The sequence below is a fragment of the Paenibacillus sp. FSL R10-2748 genome (assembly GCF_038005565.1).
In the GTDB taxonomy this organism is placed as follows: domain Bacteria; phylum Bacillota; class Bacilli; order Paenibacillales; family Paenibacillaceae; genus Paenibacillus; species Paenibacillus polymyxa_B.
Genome location: NZ_JBBOTK010000004.1, coordinates 598,388 through 617,813, shown reverse-complemented (window position 1 = coordinate 617,813; position 19,426 = coordinate 598,388). Strand labels below are relative to the sequence as shown.

Annotated in this window: 15 protein-coding genes; all 15 read right to left on the bottom strand. The window is 48.5% G+C overall.

Annotated elements, in window-relative coordinates; all coding sequences use genetic code 11:
• Positions 1 to 181: 181 nt before the first annotated feature.
• The 15 genes from ftsZ to rsmH all read right to left on the bottom strand — a co-directional run bounded on the left by ftsZ (position 182) and on the right by rsmH (position 19,412).
• Positions 182 to 1,306 carry a cell division protein FtsZ gene (gene ftsZ / locus NSS66_RS15770; protein ID WP_013311084.1) on the bottom strand — a complete coding sequence of 375 codons (1,125 nt, stop codon included), beginning with the start codon at positions 1,304 to 1,306 and terminating at the stop codon, positions 182 to 184.
• A gap of 67 nt (positions 1,307 to 1,373) precedes the next feature.
• Positions 1,374 to 2,645 (bottom strand): cell division protein FtsA, encoded by a 1,272-nt coding sequence (ftsA, locus tag NSS66_RS15765; RefSeq protein ID WP_013311085.1) that lies wholly within the window; start codon positions 2,643 to 2,645, stop codon positions 1,374 to 1,376.
• 199 nt (positions 2,646 to 2,844) lie between these two features.
• Positions 2,845 to 3,609 carry a cell division protein FtsQ/DivIB gene (locus NSS66_RS15760; RefSeq protein WP_023989444.1) on the bottom strand — a complete coding sequence of 255 codons (765 nt, stop codon included), beginning with the start codon at positions 3,607 to 3,609 and terminating at the stop codon, positions 2,845 to 2,847.
• Between the two features lie 56 nt (positions 3,610 to 3,665).
• Positions 3,666 to 4,976, bottom strand: coding sequence for a UDP-N-acetylglucosamine 1-carboxyvinyltransferase (murA, locus tag NSS66_RS15755; RefSeq protein WP_176716858.1), 1,311 nt, complete (start codon positions 4,974 to 4,976; stop codon positions 3,666 to 3,668).
• Positions 4,966 to 5,871 carry a UDP-N-acetylmuramate dehydrogenase gene (murB, locus tag NSS66_RS15750; RefSeq protein WP_023989446.1) on the bottom strand — a complete coding sequence of 302 codons (906 nt, stop codon included), beginning with the start codon at positions 5,869 to 5,871 and terminating at the stop codon, positions 4,966 to 4,968. The genes murA and murB overlap by 11 nt, the downstream gene beginning before the upstream one ends.
• Positions 5,872 to 6,017: 146 nt before the next feature.
• Entirely contained in the window at positions 6,018 to 7,127 is a 1,110-nt protein-coding gene (gene murG, locus NSS66_RS15745; RefSeq protein WP_028540482.1) for an undecaprenyldiphospho-muramoylpentapeptide beta-N-acetylglucosaminyltransferase, read from the bottom strand.
• Positions 7,128 to 7,133: 6 nt separating this feature from the next.
• On the bottom strand, positions 7,134 to 8,231 hold the full coding sequence (gene spoVE, locus NSS66_RS15740) for a stage V sporulation protein E (protein ID WP_340959323.1): 1,098 nt from the start codon (positions 8,229 to 8,231) through the stop codon (positions 7,134 to 7,136).
• A 49-nt stretch (positions 8,232 to 8,280) separates the two neighbouring features.
• Positions 8,281 to 9,702: a UDP-N-acetylmuramoyl-L-alanine--D-glutamate ligase gene (murD, locus tag NSS66_RS15735; RefSeq protein WP_340959322.1), complete on the bottom strand. Its 1,422-nt coding sequence runs from the start codon at positions 9,700 to 9,702 to the stop codon at positions 8,281 to 8,283.
• A 4-nt stretch (positions 9,703 to 9,706) separates the two neighbouring features.
• Entirely contained in the window at positions 9,707 to 10,675 is a 969-nt protein-coding gene (mraY, locus tag NSS66_RS15730; RefSeq protein ID WP_013311092.1) for a phospho-N-acetylmuramoyl-pentapeptide-transferase, read from the bottom strand.
• Between the two features lie 22 nt (positions 10,676 to 10,697).
• Complete coding sequence (locus tag NSS66_RS15725) at positions 10,698 to 12,101, bottom strand: UDP-N-acetylmuramoyl-tripeptide--D-alanyl-D-alanine ligase (protein ID WP_279834935.1); 1,404 nt, start codon at positions 12,099 to 12,101, stop codon at positions 10,698 to 10,700.
• The gene (locus NSS66_RS15720; RefSeq protein ID WP_279834761.1) at positions 12,101 to 13,588 is read right to left on the bottom strand and encodes a UDP-N-acetylmuramoyl-L-alanyl-D-glutamate--2,6-diaminopimelate ligase; all 1,488 of its coding nucleotides are present in this window, start codon (positions 13,586 to 13,588) and stop codon (positions 12,101 to 12,103) included. The genes NSS66_RS15725 and NSS66_RS15720 overlap by 1 nt, the downstream gene beginning before the upstream one ends.
• 55 nt (positions 13,589 to 13,643) lie before the next feature.
• Positions 13,644 to 15,560, bottom strand: a complete 1,917-nt coding sequence (locus NSS66_RS15715; protein WP_025721601.1) for a stage V sporulation protein D — start codon at positions 15,558 to 15,560, stop codon at positions 13,644 to 13,646.
• An 81-nt stretch (positions 15,561 to 15,641) separates the two neighbouring features.
• The gene (locus NSS66_RS15710; protein ID WP_069080391.1) at positions 15,642 to 17,996 is read right to left on the bottom strand and encodes a penicillin-binding transpeptidase domain-containing protein; all 2,355 of its coding nucleotides are present in this window, start codon (positions 17,994 to 17,996) and stop codon (positions 15,642 to 15,644) included.
• Between the two features lie 60 nt (positions 17,997 to 18,056).
• Positions 18,057 to 18,437, bottom strand: a complete 381-nt coding sequence (locus NSS66_RS15705; RefSeq protein WP_028540475.1) for a hypothetical protein — start codon at positions 18,435 to 18,437, stop codon at positions 18,057 to 18,059.
• A 24-nt stretch (positions 18,438 to 18,461) separates the two neighbouring features.
• Entirely contained in the window at positions 18,462 to 19,412 is a 951-nt protein-coding gene (gene rsmH, locus NSS66_RS15700) for a 16S rRNA (cytosine(1402)-N(4))-methyltransferase RsmH (RefSeq protein WP_025721606.1), read from the bottom strand.
• Positions 19,413 to 19,426 lie beyond the last annotated feature (14 nt).

Here is a 19,426-nt window from a genome sequence, read left to right as displayed (position 1 = left end):
CCCGCCCAGCGTTTGCAGGATAGGCTTAAGTATAGTAGTCATGCTGTTCAAAGTCTGTCTAACGGTGGGGACGGTGACCGACTAATTTTGTCGGAAAGAGGAGAAGCGCCTGAACTGCAGGATGCGGAAAACAGAAAGAAGCCCGCATCTCCAAGGAGAATGCGGGCAGTCTGAATTGAAACTAGTTATCGTTATTATTATTGCGCGAACGGTTACGTAAGAATGTAGGAATGTCTAATTGGTCACTGCTTTGAGTGTTACCAAATGGACGCAAGTTAGGAGAGCCTTTTTCCGCCGATTCGGAAGTAGCCGGGTTGGCTGCCGGTTTACGTCCCGGTGCGGGTTGACTTGGCTTGCCTTCAAAGCCAGTGGCAATGACGGTAACCTTGATCTCTTCTTTCAACTCTTCGTCAATGATAGCACCGAAAATCATGTTTACTTCCGGATCGGAAGCCGATGTTACAATTTCAGCTGCCTCATTAACCTCATATAGAGACAGGTTGTTGCCACCAGTGATGTTCATAATCACACCACGAGCACCTTCAATGGATGTCTCCAACAACGGGCTCATGATAGCCTTGCGTGCTGCTTCAGCCGCACGATTTTCACCAGTTGCTTCGCCAATCCCCATCAAAGCGGAGCCACGCTCCGTCATAATCGTCTTAACGTCAGCAAAGTCGAGGTTGATTAGACCCGGTACAGCGATCAAATCTGAAATACCTTGTACCGCCTGACGCAGAACATTGTCTGCTTCACGGAATGCTTCCAACATTGGGGTTTTCTTATCCACAATTTCAAGCAAACGGTCATTCGGGATTACTATCAAAGTGTCTACTTTTTCTTTTAATCCCTCAATACCAAGTTCAGCTTGATTGGAACGCTTACGCCCTTCAAACGTGAATGGTCGGGTTACCACGCCCACAGTCAGCGCGCCGCATTCCTTGGCAATTTCAGCAATGACAGGAGCCGCTCCGGTTCCAGTACCGCCACCCATTCCCGCCGTTACGAATACCATATCCGCACCTTTGAGCGTATTCATAATGAGCTCACGCGACTCTTCAGCCGCTTTTTTACCCACATCGGGGTTAGCACCGGCACCCAGACCGCGGGTCAGCTTATCCCCAATTTGAAGCTTATGCTCAGACTTCGCTAAATGAAGTGCCTGGGCATCTGTATTGACTGTGATGAACTCCACACCCTGAACACCATTTTCGATCATTCGGTTAACCGCATTGCTGCCGCCGCCTCCGACGCCGATCACTTTAATTTGAGCCAAGCTCTCCATTTCAAAATCAAATTCCAACATACTATTCCATCTCCCCCTCAATGTGCATGGATGGCCCGTCCATGATTGGCATAATTAGCAATGAACGTTATATAAATTCACTGAACATATTTTTTAAGCGTTCAATCAACCCCTGCTTTTGCTCGCCTTCCGCAGCGGGACTACTGCTTTTGGTTCGGTTAGTCGGCTTCTTGGTACTTCCGCCACTGTTGCTAACGCTAGTCGATCTTCCGCGATAGTAACGAATAGCATTATGCAAGATTCCAACTCCGCTCGTGTAACCCGGATCCCTTACACCGATAAAATCAGGTACGGCGATCCTTACGGAAGCGGCCAGTTCGCTTTGTGCCACCTGAAGTACACCAGGCATGGAGACGGTGCCTCCGGTAAGTATATAACCTCCCGGAAGCTCTGTGTAACCCAAGCGCTTAACTTCCGCCTGAATGAGTTGAAAAATTTCCTGCACTCTCGGCTCAATAATAGCAGCCAAATCCTGCTGGTTGAACTCCTTATCCACGTTACTGCCGATACGCGTCACTTTAAAGACGACATCGGCTGCCGCATCATCATACCATGCGCAGCCGTACTTAAGCTTTACTTTTTCGGCTTGATCGGTAAGGGTTCTCAGTCCGTAGGCAATATCATTGGTTACAAATTCTCCACCAATCGGAAGTGTAGATGTGGCAACAATCGTTCCTTCCTGGAAAATAGCAACATTCGTAGAACCTGCACCAATATCCACCAGCACCGAACCCATCACCTTTTCATCCTTCGAAAGAGACAATTGTCCGGCTCCAAGAGGCAGCAAGACCAGATCTTTAATCCTCAAGCCGGCTTTCTCAACGCAGCGCAACAGATTATGTATCGGGGTCTTGCCTCCAGTAACAATCGTAGCCTCTACTTCGAGACGAACTCCAATCATACCGCGAGGGTCCTGAATGCCTTCAAGGCCATCCACGACATACTGCTTGGCTACCACGTCAATAATTTCTCTCTCCGGTGGTACAGCAATAACCTCAGCTGCCTTCAGTACACGCTCAATGTCCTCCTCACCGATTTCACGGTCCTCGTTGGACACGGCTACTACGCCATGACTATTTTGCAGGCCAATATGATTGCCTGAAATCCCCACATACACTTCTGTTATTTGAATACCAACCATGCGTTCTGCGTGATCCACGGCGTTACGGATTGATTGCACGGTTTGATCAATGTCTACAATTGCACCTTTGCGAATCCCTTCCGAGTCGGCAGATCCAACTCCAATAATATTAAAGGTTCCATTATTCATTTCCCCAATAATAGCCCGAACTTTGGATGTACCGATGTCCAAACTAACAATGATGTCATTGTTGCTCAAGTCTGTGGCACCTCCTGACTCCAAAATGAATTTCGTTCTTTAAACACACTCTGTACATATTCAACAAACTCCATGCTTTCCCTCTTTTTTCTACAAATTTTTTAGAAGCCAATTTATGGTTGCAGTCACATAAAAATTTGAAGAAAAAAGAAGGAGGCAAGTCTATTACCCATAAAATCAATTCTAGCATTTTTTCACATCACTGAGTAGTATCTTTTTCTTGGCCCTCTTCACTCGTATCCGGTTTGAACGGAACGTAGGAATCCGCCTCCAACATGGTGATCAAACCTGGATCTTCTGTTTCTAGCACCTGGTTCAAATAGCTGATTTTAGAATTCAGTAGAGAAACGGTTGTAATAACCTCAAACTGGGAACGTGTGTACATTTTGATGCGGTCCGGAAAAGAAGGAATCGGCGCGGGAATAATTTCTGAAATATCGGCTGTCCATTCCCCCGGAATGCGTGATAAAGCATCACACAGCTTCGCTTTGTACGGATCATCAGATTTCCATTTGGTCAAAATAGGCTTCTCAACGGCTATTCCGCTACTCCCCACGCCCACGCTTGTCCCGTTCGCTAGAATAGCACGAAGGCTCCCGTCACTCTGCAACTCGTAAGCGACCGTAGCAAACTCTTTAATGTGAATAGCAATAATCCCCGGAAACTGCTTGTCCACTGTGACTTGCTGTATCGATTGAATTTCCCGCAGTTTCTCAGAGATGTCGGATGAACTGACTCCGAAATACTGATCTCCAACAGCCAGACCGCTTCGATTAAGAAGCTGATCTCGGGTCGAAAATACATTACCATCAAAACGAATTTCAGAAACCCGACTCAACGAAGAACGGAAAAAGAGAACAGCAAGCAGTACGATAAACAACAAAATGAGAAGAATAGCAATCTTCCGGCTTGTACTTTTTTTCGTTCTGTTCTTTTTAAGAACAGGTATTTGAGCATTTGGCATAGCTTCTCTCCACAAAAGCCTTTTGTCCCCCCGTTAACGGAGGGACATTACAGGCATTAATTTACGAAATCCAGCTGCTCCGGCACCGGAGACTGACGGCTCATTCGGGCACCCAGTCCCTGGAAAAGACGTTCGATTCGGTCATACCCTCTGTCAATATGATGAACCTGCTCGACAATGGTACATCCTTGAGCCGCTAGACCCGCTATGACCAGCGCAGCCCCTGCCCGCAGATCGGTAGCCTCTACCGTAGCCCCGTACAGACGAGAAACTCCTCTTATAAAAGCAGCATTTGCATCAACCGTAATATCAGCACCCATTACATTTAGTTCATCTACATGTTTGAATCGGCTTTCGAAGACGGTCTCTTTCATGACACTGAATCCGTCCGCCAAGGAAAGCAGAACCATGACCTGAGATTGCAAATCCGTCGGAAAAGACGGGTAAGGGGAGGTAACGATCCTTTCCACTGCTTTGGGACGACTCATACAACTTACGGTCATTATATCATTCAAGATGCCGATTTGAACACCAGCCCGCCTGAGGACATGAATCAGAGCAGACAAGTGGGATGGATTGCAGTGGGTCAGCGACACACTTCCTCGTGTAGCTGCAGCTGCGATCATAACCGTTCCAGCTACTATGCGGTCAGGAATGACCTCATACGTACACGGATTGAGGCGACTGACCCCCGTAATTGTAATCGTGTCGGTTCCAGCACCGATAATGCGGGCTCCCATGGCATTCAAGAAGTTTTGTAGATCCTGAATTTCCGGTTCCCTCGCTGCATTGGTGATCGTTGTTCGTCCTTCAGCCAACGCAGCGGCCATCATAATATTTTCCGTTGCACCTACACTCGGGAAATCCATGTGGATGTCCGAGCCGATTAGCTTGTGGGCTCGAAATGTAATTTGCTCGTCTTTTTCCTCTATCTCTGCGCCAAGAGCTTTTAAGCCCTCTAGGTGAAGATCAATTTTGCGCTCGCCTATGGCGCAGCCTCCGGGCTGGTAAATGGAAACTTCTCCATATCTGGCGAGCAGCGGTCCCATCAGAAAGATAGATGAGCGCATTTGCTTCATCAAATCTTCTGGAATTTGGAACGTTCGGACGGACGACGTATCCACGTATACCGTTTCCTCTTCATGTCGGCATGTACAGCCGAGTCTTTCAAGGATGTGCAGCATGACCTTAATGTCTAAAAGATGGGGCACATTCCGAATTTCTACCTTACCTTGTGCTAGTAAGCTCGCTGCAAGAATAGGTAGTGCCGCATTTTTTGCCCCATGGATACGTATGGTGCCTGACAGGGGACGGCCTCCCTCAATCACCAATTTGTCCAATGTATCACCTCCGAGTTTACCGCTCACCCACTACGAAAACCTCCGGAACTAGCTTGATGCCGGTTTGAGATGATATTGTACTTTGAATATGCTTCATTAGGGTAAGCACGTCCTCTGCTGTCGCTTGACCGGTATTTACAATGAAATTGGCATGCTGTACAGATACCTCTGCGCCTCCCGCCTTCAAGCCCTTGAGACCTGCGCTCTCAATAAGACGAGCAGCATAGTCTCCTGGAGGATTACGGAATACGCTTCCTGCACAAGCTAACTGTAACGGCTGGGTCAGCCGGCGGCGGTCTTTAAAAGCCGCAAGTGCTGCTGAAATTTCCTCGCGGTCGCCCCGCTTCATCCGAAACACTGCCTCTGTCACCATTCCACGTTGCTCATGCAACACGGAGTGACGATAGCTGAAATGCATATTCTCGGCATCGTACACAACCAATTCCCCTGTATCCAGCACAATCTCAGCGGACTGGAATATTTGTGACACATCAGACCCATGGGCACCGGCGTTCATGTAGACAGCCCCACCGACTGATCCTGGGATACCACCAGCAAATTCAAGGCCGGACAGGCCCTGCTTGCTGGCCATAACGCACAGTTTGACCAGTGAAACGCCTCCTCCAGCAACGATCTGTTCATCTTCAAAATGAACATAATCAAATCCTGGCCCCAGCTTGATCACAAGTCCCCGTATCCCTTTGTCAGAGACGAGCATGTTGGAGCCCCGACCCAACTGCATCCAGGGAATTCCGTGCTCGCTAGCCAGCTTCAATACTCTTGCCAGCTGCTCTTTGGTATCCGGGATGACAAGTGCATCCGCAGGGCCTCCAATCCTCCATGTCGTATATTTGGACAGCGGCTCATGCTCCAGCACTTTTCCGATATCATGCTCCGCTAATAATGGCATCCATTGCTGCATTGTACTGAAACCTCCTTGTTGCTTGCCCCGCATGGTTATAAGGCTCTCACCTGACAACCGGCAGCCTGAGTGATGGTCACAATCTATAGGGTATCCTATGTAAATACCATCCGGTGTGTGACAACCGCCCAATTCTGCGCTGCAGACTACCTTTTATGGGCAAGACGTTCCATTTCTTTTACTAAAATATCTGCTGAGTCAGGCTTGCCAAGCGCAGACGCCGACTCTGCCATACGACTCCGCCATGCCTCATCCTTCATAATTCCCGCTATAGATTGAAACAGGGCCGGGCCACTCAGTTCCTTTTCTACAATCATGACGGATGCGCCTGCCTTTTCAAGTGTACGAGCATTAGCCTCCTGATGGTTATTCGTCACATTAGGTGATGGGATCAGAATGGACGGAATGCCCAACGATGTGATCTCTGCCAAGAAGGACGCACCTGCGCGATTAACAATTAATGAGGTACAAGCCAGCACCTCTGGCATATTGTGAATATAGGGAAGCACGTGTAGATGATTGGGCAATGAGCCGATCTGATTCCGTATGCTATCCAGCGTTTGCTCATAATAAGATTCACCGGTTACATATACAAAATGGACGTCTTTCAGTTGCGAAAGTTGCGGAGCCATTGCAATCATGGCGTCATTAATGGCCTTCGCTCCCCTGCTGCCACCGACCACAAGGACGACCGAGCTGTTCATCGGAACCCCAATAGTAGCAAATCCCCGATCCCGGTTAGCCAAACGAACTGTTGTAGCACGCGGGTTCCCGGTGTACAGTACATTTTTAGCTTTGGGGAAAGCTCCTTCTGAGCCTTCAAAACTAACAGCCACTGTATCCACATAGCGACTCAGAAATGTATTAGTCAGCCCTGGAATTGCATTTTGCTCATGAATAATGCTGGGAATTCCCAACTTGGAAGCTGCATAAACGACGGGACCGCATACATATCCCCCCGTGCCAATAACGACATCTGGCTTAAATTTCTTTAATAATGCTTTGGATCTGCGAACCCCTTTGAAAAAGCGCATGATCGTTTTTATATTTTCCACAGACAAGCTGCGACGAAATCCTGTGATATCAATAGCCTCAAATGGAATTTTTTCCTGAGGAACCAACTTGCTTTCGAGTCCTCGTTGACCGCCAATGTATAAAAATTCAGCGTCCGAATCAATCTCTTCGCACTGTCTGGCTACGGCCAGCGCCGGATAAATATGCCCTCCGGTGCCGCCGCCGCTCAACACGACGCGCATAAACGTTCACCTCGCATAACGTGATAAATTTAGTAAAATGCCCAGAGCAGTTAGCATTAAGGTCAGAGAAGAACCTCCATAGCTGATTAAGGGCAGTGTTATTCCTGTCACCGGCATTAAACCGATAACGACCCCAATATTAATGACGACCTGTACCGCGACCATTGCGACAATACCCACCGCAAGCAAACTACCATAGGTATCCGGAATGGTTATAGCGACACGCATTCCTCTCCACACGAGAACCAAAAAGAGCCCCAACACCGCCATTCCACCGATAAAGCCAAGCTCCTCCGCCAAAATGGAAAAAATAAAATCAGTCTGCGGCTCAGGAACGTAGCTATATTTTTGTCGACTCATGCCAAGCCCCAAGCCCGCTAGGCCGCCAGGACCAATCGCATATAGCGATTGAATAATTTGATAACCTGCGCCAAGCGGATCGGACCAAGGGTCCAGAAAAGCGGTGATGCGCTGGAGCCGATAAGGTGCAGCTGCAATCAGTGCAGCAAGCCCTGCTGCTCCCGACAAAGCCAGCAGACCGAGATGCTTCATACGCGCGCCTGCCGTAAATACGATGAGCATGGACGCTCCCATCATTACCGTGCCAGTGCCCAAATCGGGCTGGAGCATAATAAGCCCAAAAGCCAGTCCCATGAGTCCAAGCGGGGGCAACAGGCCGCGCGTAAAAGAGCTAATATCATAGTCAGGACGACTGAGCCAACGAGCGAGAAAAAGAATCATACCCAGCTTCATAAACTCGGAAGGCTGAATGCCGAAAGAGCTAATACCGAGCCAGCTTCGTGCCCCGCCTCTTACTACACCAATGCCGGGAATTAATACGGCAACCAGCAACGCTAGACAGATCAACAACACAACCTTGGCATATTTCTGCCAGATCCGGTAGTCCGTTCTGGCAGTAAAGTACATCGCTACAAGACCGAGCCCTGCAAACAGCAATTGCCGCTTTACAAAATAGTAGGAGTCCCCGTACTCGTGAAAAGCGAGGACGGCGCCCGCACTGTATACCATAACCATGCCGATGGCTAATAAGCTTAAAATACAAACGAAAAGCCATAGATCCGGCGCTGGACGAGATTGCTTCATCAGGAGGCCACCCCTTGCAAAAAAGTAGGGGCTTATCCAACCCCCCTACTTACAATTTATGCGCCGCCTCTTTAAAAATACGTCCACGCTCTTCATAGGATCGGAACATATCCCAGCTTGCACAGGCGGGTGAGAGTAATACTACATCTCCCGTCTCAGCAAATTCAGCAGCCTTGTTCACAGCCTCCACGAGCGTAGCGGCGGCATCCTCCCCATTATCGACGACCTTGACATGCTCTATTCCGGCCTGCTGGGCCCGCTCAGCCAACTTATGCCGTGTCTCACCCAAGAGCACAACGGCTTTCACACCTTCCTGCAAGGAAGGTACGAGCTCTGTATAATCAGAACCGCGATCCAATCCTCCGGCAATGAGTACAATGGGTTGCTTAAAGGAAGATAAGGCCATCATTGTTGCTTTCGAATTGGTTGCTTTGGAATTATTGTAATAAGCTACACCAGCGTGTTCTAAAACATATTCAAGCCGATGTTCGACGCCGCGAAAAGTACTTAATGGTTCCGCCAAATTCGCTGGTTCTGCGCCTGCAGCAATGGCGATTGCGCAAGCAGCAAGAGCATTTTCTACGTTAAAACGACCCGGAAGTCCAATCTCAGCTACGCCTATAATGGGATGCAGCACACCATTTCCATCGCGGTATACGATGCTACGTTCAATATCGTCCGTCACATCCGGTATGTATGGCGGGTCAGCAAACAACCCTTCCTGCAAACGTTCTGTCATAGAGAACGGAAGCAGCTTCGCTTTTATATAGGGTACGAGCTCCCGGCAGACGGGGTCATCCCAGTTCACCACCGCAGTATCCGCCGCCGTTTGATTGGCAAATAGACGCGCCTTGGATGCAACGTAGTCCTCCATGCCTCCGTGGTAGTCCAAATGGGTCTCAGTTACATTGAGCAGGCAGGCCACAGCGGGCTTGAAATCCTTTGTTCCTTTTAACTGAAAGCTGCTCAGCTCCACAACCATCCACTCGTCCGACTTGGCGTCCACAGCCGCCTCACATAAGGGCGTACCGATATTACCAGCCACGATTGGATTCATGCCGGATGCCTCCAACAGCTTGCCTACCCAAGTGGTCGTGGTCGTCTTTCCGTTGGAGCCAGTAATTCCGATGATCGGAGCTTTACATAGATGGTAGGCGACCTCAACCTCGGTCACGACCTCAATGCCGAGCTCGACAGCTTTCTGTACGGGAGGAGCCGTATAAGGAATCCCTGGATTTTTGACAACCAGCTTCACTCCAGGATGAATTAGCCCCTCTGGGTGACCCCCGCATAAAACGGAAATTCCCAAAGCCTCTAATTCAGAAGCTTCGGGACATTGTTCCCTATCTTTTTTATCATTGACTGTCAGCTTGGCTCCGGCCTGGTGCAGCACCTTGGCAACTTGCACGCCGCTTTTGGCCAGCCCGATAATGACGACTTCCTGATCTCTGTATGCGTCTGGATGGTTCATTTGTCTACAACCCCTTGTTGAGATAAAGTCCGAGTCCTGCCAACAACAGTCCTACAGCCCAGAATGTAATAACTACGCGCCATTCGGACCAGCCGGACAGCTCGAAATGATGATGAATCGGGCTCATTTTGAAAATACGCTTGCCACGTGTTTTAAAAGAAGCTACTTGCAAGACCACGGACAGCATTTCAATTACGAATACACCACCGATAATGAGGAACAAAATTTCGCTTTTCGTAACGATGGCAATGGCACCTATGGCGCCGCCGATTCCCAGCGAGCCTGTGTCACCCATAAACACCTTGGCAGGATGAGCATTATACACGAGAAATCCGAGTACAGCGCCAATCATAGCCGCTGAGCATACTGCTGCCGGAAGCGAGGTCGCCTGAATCGCGACAATGGCATAAGCAGCAAAGGCAATGGCACTTGTACCGGACAGCAGCCCGTCCAGCCCATCCGTGAAATTGACAGCATTGCTAATCGCCAGCATCATGATAATGATGAACGGATAATAAAACCAGCCGCCCCAATCAAAAGACCATGACGTTCCAGGGATGCCGATCGCAGTACTATGATCATTACTAAGCAGAAGCCAGCACATGATCGCGCCAAACAATAATTGCCCAAACAGCTTTTGACGCGCCGTCAGACCTAACGAGCGTTTGAATACAATCTTGATATAGTCGTCCAAAAAGCCGATCAGCCCAAAACCGAGCGTAGCAACCAGCAGAACGTAAAAGTCCGTATTTTTGATAGCTGAAAACTTAAGAAAGGTCAGCGTAAAAGCCACCAGAATCACGATACCGCCCATTGTAGGCGTACCTATTTTTTTAAGATGGCTTTGTGGCCCGTCATCCCGGACCTGCTGGCCGAATTTCATTCGCCGCAGCAGCGGAATGAGCAGTGGAGCGGCAATGACCGCCAATATAAACGATACGACGATCGTCAGCAGTAATAATTGAATATCCATGGGAGTCTCCCTCTCGTCAACATCAGTTCTGTAGCGGACCGTTTTTCAGCGCATCCACAATTTCTTCTAGTCGCATCCCTCTGGATGCCTTAACCAGCACAATATCATTGGCGTGGAGATGAACCTGCAAATGCTGGATCAGCTCTTGCTTATCTGTATAAGCGTGCACGTTAGCAGTTGGCATCAACCCTTGCGCACCCTGCGCAATCGAAGTGCCTAGCACACCGTAGGTAAACAGTACTTCTACGTCGTGCTTTGCCGCGAAAATTCCAATTTCCTCATGGAATTGCTTTTCCTCAGGTCCCAGCTCCAGCATGTCACCAAGCACGGCGATTTTACGTCCGTCCGTTTTATACGCAGACAACGTCTGAATTGCAGCCTTCATTGAAGCCGGACTGGCATTATAAGCGTCGTTTAGCACGGTAAGTCCATTAGGACAGTTCACGACCTCAATGCGCATGCCCGTCAGCTTTAAAGACGACAACCCTTTACGTATATGGTCTACATCGACATTGAAATGACGCGCTACCGCCAGTGCTGCCAAACCATTTACAACATTGTGCTGTCCAAGCAAGGGAAGCCGGAAAGCCTCTTTGCCAGATTGGGCTGTTATAAATAAGCTGCCTTCTCCATCGGAAGTGATTTCAGTTGGATAGTCATCGTTGCCTGCAGCTAGCCCGAACGTAAACAATTTTAAACCTTCAGGCTTGACCGTTTCAGACTCCTCCAACACTTGTGAAAGCAGTGGTTCATCCCCGTTGTAGATCAGCAAACCACCGGGCTTAAGGCCACTTGTGATCTCCAACTTTGCACGAGCGATTTCCGCACGAGAACCAAGCTGCAGCAAGTGCGATTCGCCTATGTTCGTTATGATAGCTACATCTGGTTGGGCAATATTAGCCAGCAGACGAATCTCTCCACGTCCACTCATGCCCATCTCCAGAATGAGAATATCTGTATCCTGCGGCATGGACAGTACAGTTAAAGGCAAACCGATATGATTGTTATAATTCCCTTCGGTTTTGTGTACTTTAAAGATCGTGCCCAGCAGAGCGTTTACGATGTCTTTCGTTGTCGTCTTGCCGTTGCTTCCCGTGATCCCAACGACAGAAACGCCGGTTTCGCGTAAGTATGCAGCTGCTAGATGCTGCAGGGCTTCTAACGTATCCTCTACCTCAATAGCGTTCTCAACCGGAGGTGCCCCATGATCCTTTTGCCATAAAAATGCAGCTGCACCAGCCTCGCTTACGATCTGCTGCACATAATTATGCCCATCAAACCGTTCGCCCACGAGTGGAACAAACAACCCTTGGCTCTGCGGCCTGCGAGAATCTGTAAAAACGCCTTCGACCATCTGTTCGGTGTCCGCTTCTCCGTGAAGTATTCCTCCACACATAGATGCAATCTGACCGATTGTTCTTTTCATCACTTGGATAAACCCCTTATCGCTTCTTTGGCTACGATGCGGTCATCGAATTCATGCACCGTTTTTCCGATCAACTGGTAAGTCTCATGACCTTTTCCCGCAATCAATACTACATCGTCAGGGCTTGCCATTTCAACAGCTTTATGAATTGCAGTTCTGCGATCCACGATCAATTCGTATCGTTCTGCGGGTACACCTTCGTCGATCAACCCTTGTTCGATGTCTTTCAAAATCACTTTCGGGTCCTCTGTTCGCGGATTGTCGGAAGTAATAAACGAGTGATCGCTGTAACGCGCAGCAATTTTCCCCATCAATGGGCGTTTCGTACGATCTCGGTCGCCGCCGCATCCAAATACACACCATACTTTACCGACCGCAAATTCCTTTACGGTGCGAAGGACATTTTCCAATCCGTCCGGTGTATGGGCATAATCTACAATAACAGCAAAGGGCTGACCCGCATCTACAGGCTCTACCCGCCCATCTACGCCTGCAATAGACTCTAGACTGCGCTTGATATCCACCAACGAGATTCCTTCCAGCAAAGCAGCGGTAATGGCCGCCAGTGCGTTGTACACATTGAACTTGCCTACCATTCGAAGCTCAATATCGGTATCTCCTTTAAAAGTAGACACATGAAAGGAGGTTCCCTTGGAACCTATAGTTATACGAGATGCCTGCACATCAGACTCCTTTTCCACGCCGTATGTAATCACTTGGACCGCAGTTTGAGCCTGCAAATAGGAAGAAGCCGGATCGTCTGCATTCAGAACAGCATATTTGCTATCGGATGCATCCCGCGAGAAAGCATTTCCCAACCTAGAGAATAAAAGTCCTTTTGCAGCACGGTACTCCTCCATTGTGTTGTGGTAGTCCAGGTGGTCCTGCGTCAGGTTTGTAAATATAGCGGTGCGAAAATCAGTTCCTTTGACGCGGCCCTGCTCCAACGCATGTGAGGATACTTCCATGACACAGCATTGAACCCCCTGCTCTGCCATATTTCCGAGATAACGTTGCAGTTCCACCGCTTCGGGCGTAGTGCCAGACATTGGGTAAGACTGACCACCGTAACGCATTTGAATCGTACCAATCAGTCCGGTGTTCACCCCCGCATCCTTCATGATCTTTTCAATCAGATAAGTTATCGTTGTTTTACCGTTGGTTCCGGTTATTCCGATCATGCGCATGCGTCGGCTCGGTGAATCAAACATATAATCTGCCAAAACCGCCATGGCATGTCGTGCATCCTTAACTACAAGCTGCGGAACAGGTACATCCAGTTCACGTTCAACGACCAAAGCTGCCGCCCCGGACGCAATTGCCTGCTCAGCATAGTCATGTCCGTCCACTGTAAAACCTGGCAAACACAGAAATAAATCCCCCGGTTGCACTCGACGTGAATCCGCCCCGATTCCTCGGCAATCCACTGTACCGTCACCCACCACACGGGAGACGGCCAGCAGTGAAGCCAATTGTTGAAGCTGCATCTTTCATTCCTCCATTGCTCTCTCGTTATTCATAGTATGGTATAAAATGAACCTATCAATCCCCCATGTAAATACGGATCGTTGATCCCCGCTCCAATCTGGAGCCCGGCTTCGGCGCCTGACTCACGACCGTCTTGCCTGACCCAGATTTCACGAGCATAAAGTTCATATTCATATCTTCGTACAAATCAGCTGCAGTGGCACCTACTAGATCAGGTACCGTTTCGATCGGATTTTCTCCATATTTGTACTCTTTGGCAATTTGATTGGTGCGGGGCGGTATTTTCAAGGCAATCAGCGCGTCCTTTAAAATATTTTGCACGATTGGCGCAGCAACCACCCCGCCGAATTGAATGCCCTTCGGGTTATCGACAGCGGTATAGACGACGATTTGCGGATCATCCGCCGGCGCAAAACCAATAAAGGATACAATATGCTCCGAGGAAGAATAACGTCCGTTAATCACCTTTTGTGCCGTCCCCGTTTTACCTCCTACCCGGTAGCCTTCAATGAAAGCAGGACGACCTGTACCTTTAGCAACGACGCTCTCCAGCGCTTCTCTTACCTGTCGGGAGGTGTCCTCTGAAATGACCCTACGTACTAGTTCTGGTTCTACTTTTTCCAGCACTTTTCCGGTTCCCGGCTGAACCCAACCTTTTGTAATATGAGGCTTATAAAGATTACCGCCATTGATTGCCGCCGATACTGCCGTTACCTGCTGGATCGGAGTGACAGACACCCCTTGACCAAAAGCGGTTGTCGCCAGTTCTACAGGACCGACCTGAGGTAGCTTGAACAAAATGCCGTTGCCCTCACCAATCATGTCGATCCCCGTTTTGCTGCCGAATCCGAAATTGCGAATGTACTTGAACAGTGTTTCTTTACCTAGACGTTGGCCCAATGTTACAAAACCGGGGTTGCAAGAATTCTCCACCACTTGAAGGAACGTTTGGCTTCCATGTCCGCCTTTTTTCCAGCAACGCAGGCGTGCTCCACCGACTTCAATATATCCCGGATCAAAAAAACGGTCATTTTTGAGATTGACCTTCTTTTCTTCCAAGGCAGCCGCCAGTGTAATAATTTTGAAAGTAGACCCAGGTTCATATGTCATCCAGATAGGCAGATTTCGATTATAGATTTCAGGCGCATACTGCTTGTATAGTGCTGGCTCATAGCTTGGTCGTCCAGCCATGCCTAATATTTCACCCGTCTTGGGGTTCATAGCAATAGACAACGCGGACTTCGCCTGAAATTTGACCATGGCTTGGTCAAGCTCCCGTTCCATAATGGACTGCACAGACTTATCAATGGTTAATTGTAAATTCAGTCCATCCTTCGGTTCAATGTATTTTTCAGAAGAACCAGGCATCAGACGACCACCTGCATCTGATAAATACGCAATGCTTCCGTCGATTCCCCGAAGCTTACTGTTTTGCTGCTTCTCTACGCCTGTCAGCCCTTGATTATCAATTCCTGTAAACCCAAGAATATGAGCCGCTAGATCACCATAAGGATAATAACGTTTGTTGTCTTCAGCAACAACGATACCCGGCAGCTTCAAATCACGAATTTGCTGCGCTTTCTCCATCGTAATTTTTCGTCCGCCGGGCTGAAGTTTTTGGCTTGCTGTTCGTTTGGTAATCAGCTTGAGCACTTTATCCTCACTCATATCCAGCAAGGGCGCCAGCCTGCGTGCCGTTTCTTCCGGCTTCTTAATTTGCACTGGTATCGCCATGACTGTCGGCGAACTGACATTGTAGGTCAGCGCCGTACCCTGCCGATCCAAAATTTCGCCGCGCTTGGCGGCAAATGGAATATTGCGGCGCCACGAATCCTCAGCCTTGGCCGAGAGCTCGCCTCCTTTACCCAATTGAACATAGGCGAGCCGGATCGACAAGGCCGCAAACAGTACAAATAATCCCATTAGCCCCCATACCAGCCTCCGCCGCATGGTCACGTTAGATTTTTTCAAACGCGCTCCCTCCGTTCCTCAAATACTCATGACATGTCTTACCTCATGAATATTCAAAAGAACGGACATTAGAACAAGCTATCAGTTATCCTCGCCTTTAATCGCAGCAGCACTTTTCTCATCTGCAACAGCAGATATTCCTCCCTTAGGAGCTCCCGCGTCTGTTCCAGCATCAGCAGTAGTACTGGATTCGGTTTTAGTATCGGCCTCCGTTTTTGTTGCGCTGCCGGTCTGGTTAGCTGCAACTCCATTGGTCGAGTCCTGTGTTTCCTCCGGTTTCACTCCGGTCACCGTTTCTTTGGCCGGCTGAAGCGTCACGCTGACGATCCGCTTTCCATTTACCATTTGCGCCTTTTGAGAGACAACATAACCTTCGCCGCTTACCTGCACACCAACCTTCATAAGGGTCAGAACTTGAAGTGTGTCACGCAACGAAACACCTGTAAAATCAGGAATAGTCATGTTGGCACTATCCTCAGTCAGCAAGTAAATGCGTTGTCCGGGTTTCATTTTGACGCCTGCTTCAGGATATTGGCGAACAATTTTGGAGCCTTTGCCTACCGTTTCATAGGCAATTCCCTGTTTGAGCAATGCATTTTGCGCATCTTTCTTCACCTGACCAGTTAATGTTGGTACCGTTGGCAAATTCACTGTTTTTACAACAGCGCCACCTGATTTATTCGTTTTAGTTCCCGTTTTTGGGACCCCCATATATTGCAACGATTGGGATACGATTTTTTTAAATACAGGCGCTGCTGCTGTACCGCCGCCTACTGATTTGTTAGGTTCATCCATAACAACCAAAACAGCTATTTTCGGATCATTTACTGGTGCAAAACCTATAAAGGACACGACATCCTTCGAATGGTCATATACTTTTCCGACGACCTTCGTCGCTGTACCTGTTTTACCAGCTACACGATATCCGTCAATATAAGCAAGGCGTCCCGTACCAATTTCTTGGTCAGATACGACCTGCTCCAGATAGCTGCTTGTCTGGACTGCCGATTCCCGAGTAATCACTTGGCGGACTTCCTTCGGTTGAATCGTCTGAACTTCGCCTGTATCTGGGTTCATGATTTCTTTCACCAGATGAGGTTGCATCAGCTTCCCCCCGTTAGCAATTGCCGAGATTGCAGCTACCTGCTGGATTGGCGTTACCTGAACACGTCCGTGTCCATACGAAGCCGTTGCCACCTCGGATTTGTACTGGGTATGGAAAGTAATAGCTCCGGTAGACTCACTCGGAAGATCAATGCCTGTTTTCACGCCGAATCCAAAGTTATTAATATATTTCTTCAGCCTTTCGCCACCCAACTTATCCAGTCCCAGATGGACGAAACCGACGTTACTTGAGCGCTTGACTCCCTGAAGATAGGTTAACGTTCCCCAGTTACGGCTTACATCACGAATATCCCAGCCTCCGACCCGAATCATACCAGATTGGTAAGATTCATTTGGATTAAACACCTTTTCTTGGACCGCAGCTGCCAAGGTGACAATCTTAAACGTGGAGCCAGGCTCGTAGATAGATTGAGTAGCATTATTACGGAAATATTCCAAGGGTGTACTCCCATATGTATTGGGATTAAAATTCGGATAAGTTGCCATACCGAGAACATCCATCGTCTGAGGATCAGCAGCTACAACAGTCATCGTTTTCGGGTTGTATTTTGCAATAGCTTCCTGCATGGCATCCTCTATATAATACTGAATCGTATCGTCAATCGTCAGCTTTAAATTTTTACCATTTTGTGCCGGCTCATAGACACTTTCCGATCCTTGAAGAGGAACTCCCTTCCGATCCCGCTGATACAGAAGCTTTCCAGCCGTCCCCGAGAGCTCTTTATTATAATAAGCTTCCAACCCCATACCTGCTGTGCCATCTTTTCTTTGATAGCCAAGAACATGGGAAGCCAGCTTATTTTCCGGATAATAGCGTTTGGATTCTTGAACGGTGTCCACAGCTCCAATTACTTCATACTTATCCTTCAAATACTCTTTGAACGTATCCACTTGTGCCTTGACCTCAGGATCTACCTTCCAGCCCCCATTACGAATCTCGCGATTTTTTAAGTAGTTCCCCTTTTTATCCTTTGCAGAAAGATGTCCTCTCAGCTCATCCTCAGGCGTTTTGAGTAACTGGTGCAGCTTAGCTACAACCTCATTCTCCAAATCATACTCCTGAATGATACTAGGATTGACAACTACCGTATAAGCCGGTGCATCCGTAGCCAATACGTTTCCTTTACGGTCCGTAATGGTTCCACGCTTGGGCTGAATCACCTGATCTCTTTCTACTTGATTAACTACCAGGTTATGCCAGTACTCCCCACTCACAACTTGAATCCAAAATACCTTAAGTAGCAGAACAAGAAAAAAGAGGGTAATACATCCCCCTATTAGCAGTGTGCGAAGCTTTATTCTTTTGACCATAGCTCAAACCTCTCTGCAAAAAAATGTACGTCAGAGCATAGCTTGATGCTATGCCCTTAACTATTTGGCAGCCTGCTTTTCCACACGAATGGGCTCTCTTGTTGGTTCGATATATCCCTGTTCCTTTGCAGTCGGCACGATCTGATTTTCCAGACGCTCCTTTTGAATCTTCAGTTGGGCGATATTGGTCTGTAATTTGGAAATGTCCTTGCTTGCCGTATTAATCGAATAATTGATTTGATAAATGTGAGCGTACCTGCTAATCAACATACCAGCAATGACAATGCACGCTACAAGTGTCAATAGATACAGCAGCTTTTCTCGAATCGGCAGCTCTCTGCGGCGTGTAACGACTTTGGTGGTCTCACGATACCGTTGTTGCTGAACCTGTTCCTGACGGGCTCTTTCTTTTACAGCCAAATTACCGCGTGTATAAGCCATGTCGCCTCTCCTTCTCCATTAAATTTACAATTTCTCGGCAACTCTCAGCTTCGCTGACCGGGACCGTGGATTAAGCTCCAGTTCCTGCTCTGACGCCATAATCGGCTTACGATTCACCAGCTTCAGATCGCCTTCCATTTTGTCCTCCAAAATAGGCAAATCAGACGGATAGATGCTTTTCGCCAAATACTCCTTGAAAATATGCTTGCATATCCGATCCTCCAGAGAATGGAATGTAATGACCGAAATTCTGCCTCCTGGAGCCAGACATCTTATTGCCTGATGCAAAGTATCTTCCAGTGCACCCAACTCATCATTCACAGCAATCCGCAAAGCCTGGAAACTGCGTTTAGCCGGATGTCCCCCGGTTCTGCGTGCCGCAGCCGGAATTCCTTCTTTGATAATATCGACAAGTTCCCCTGTTGTGTGAATAGGCTTGTTCAATCGACGTTCAATCATGATCTTTGCGATCCGCCGTGAAAACTTCTCTTCTCCGTAATGAAACAAAATACGCGCAATCTCTGCTTCCGACCATTCATTGACAATTTCGTAAGCCGTAAGCGAGCTACTCTGATCCATCCGCATATCAAGCGGTGCATCATGATTGTAGCTAAATCCCCGTTCCCCCTCATCGAACTGGGGCGAGGATACACCCAGATCGAACAAAATACCCTGGACTTGCGGGACGCCGTCTTTTTCGGGCAATCCCAGCTCGGTCAGCTTGTCCTGCAAGTGGCGGAAGTTGGATTTCACTAATGAAATCTTTCCTTCATAGGCTGACAGCTTCTCTCGCGCATTGTTCAATGCCCAGTCGTCCTGATCAAAGGCAATGAGCCTTCCCTCAGGGCCAAGCTGTGATGCAATGACGGAACTGTGTCCTGCCCCTCCCAACGTGCAGTCCACATAAATCCCGTCCTGCCTGATGTTTAGTGCCTGTGTTGCTTCTTCTTTGAGTACGGTAATGTGGTGAAACAAACGGCTGACCTCCT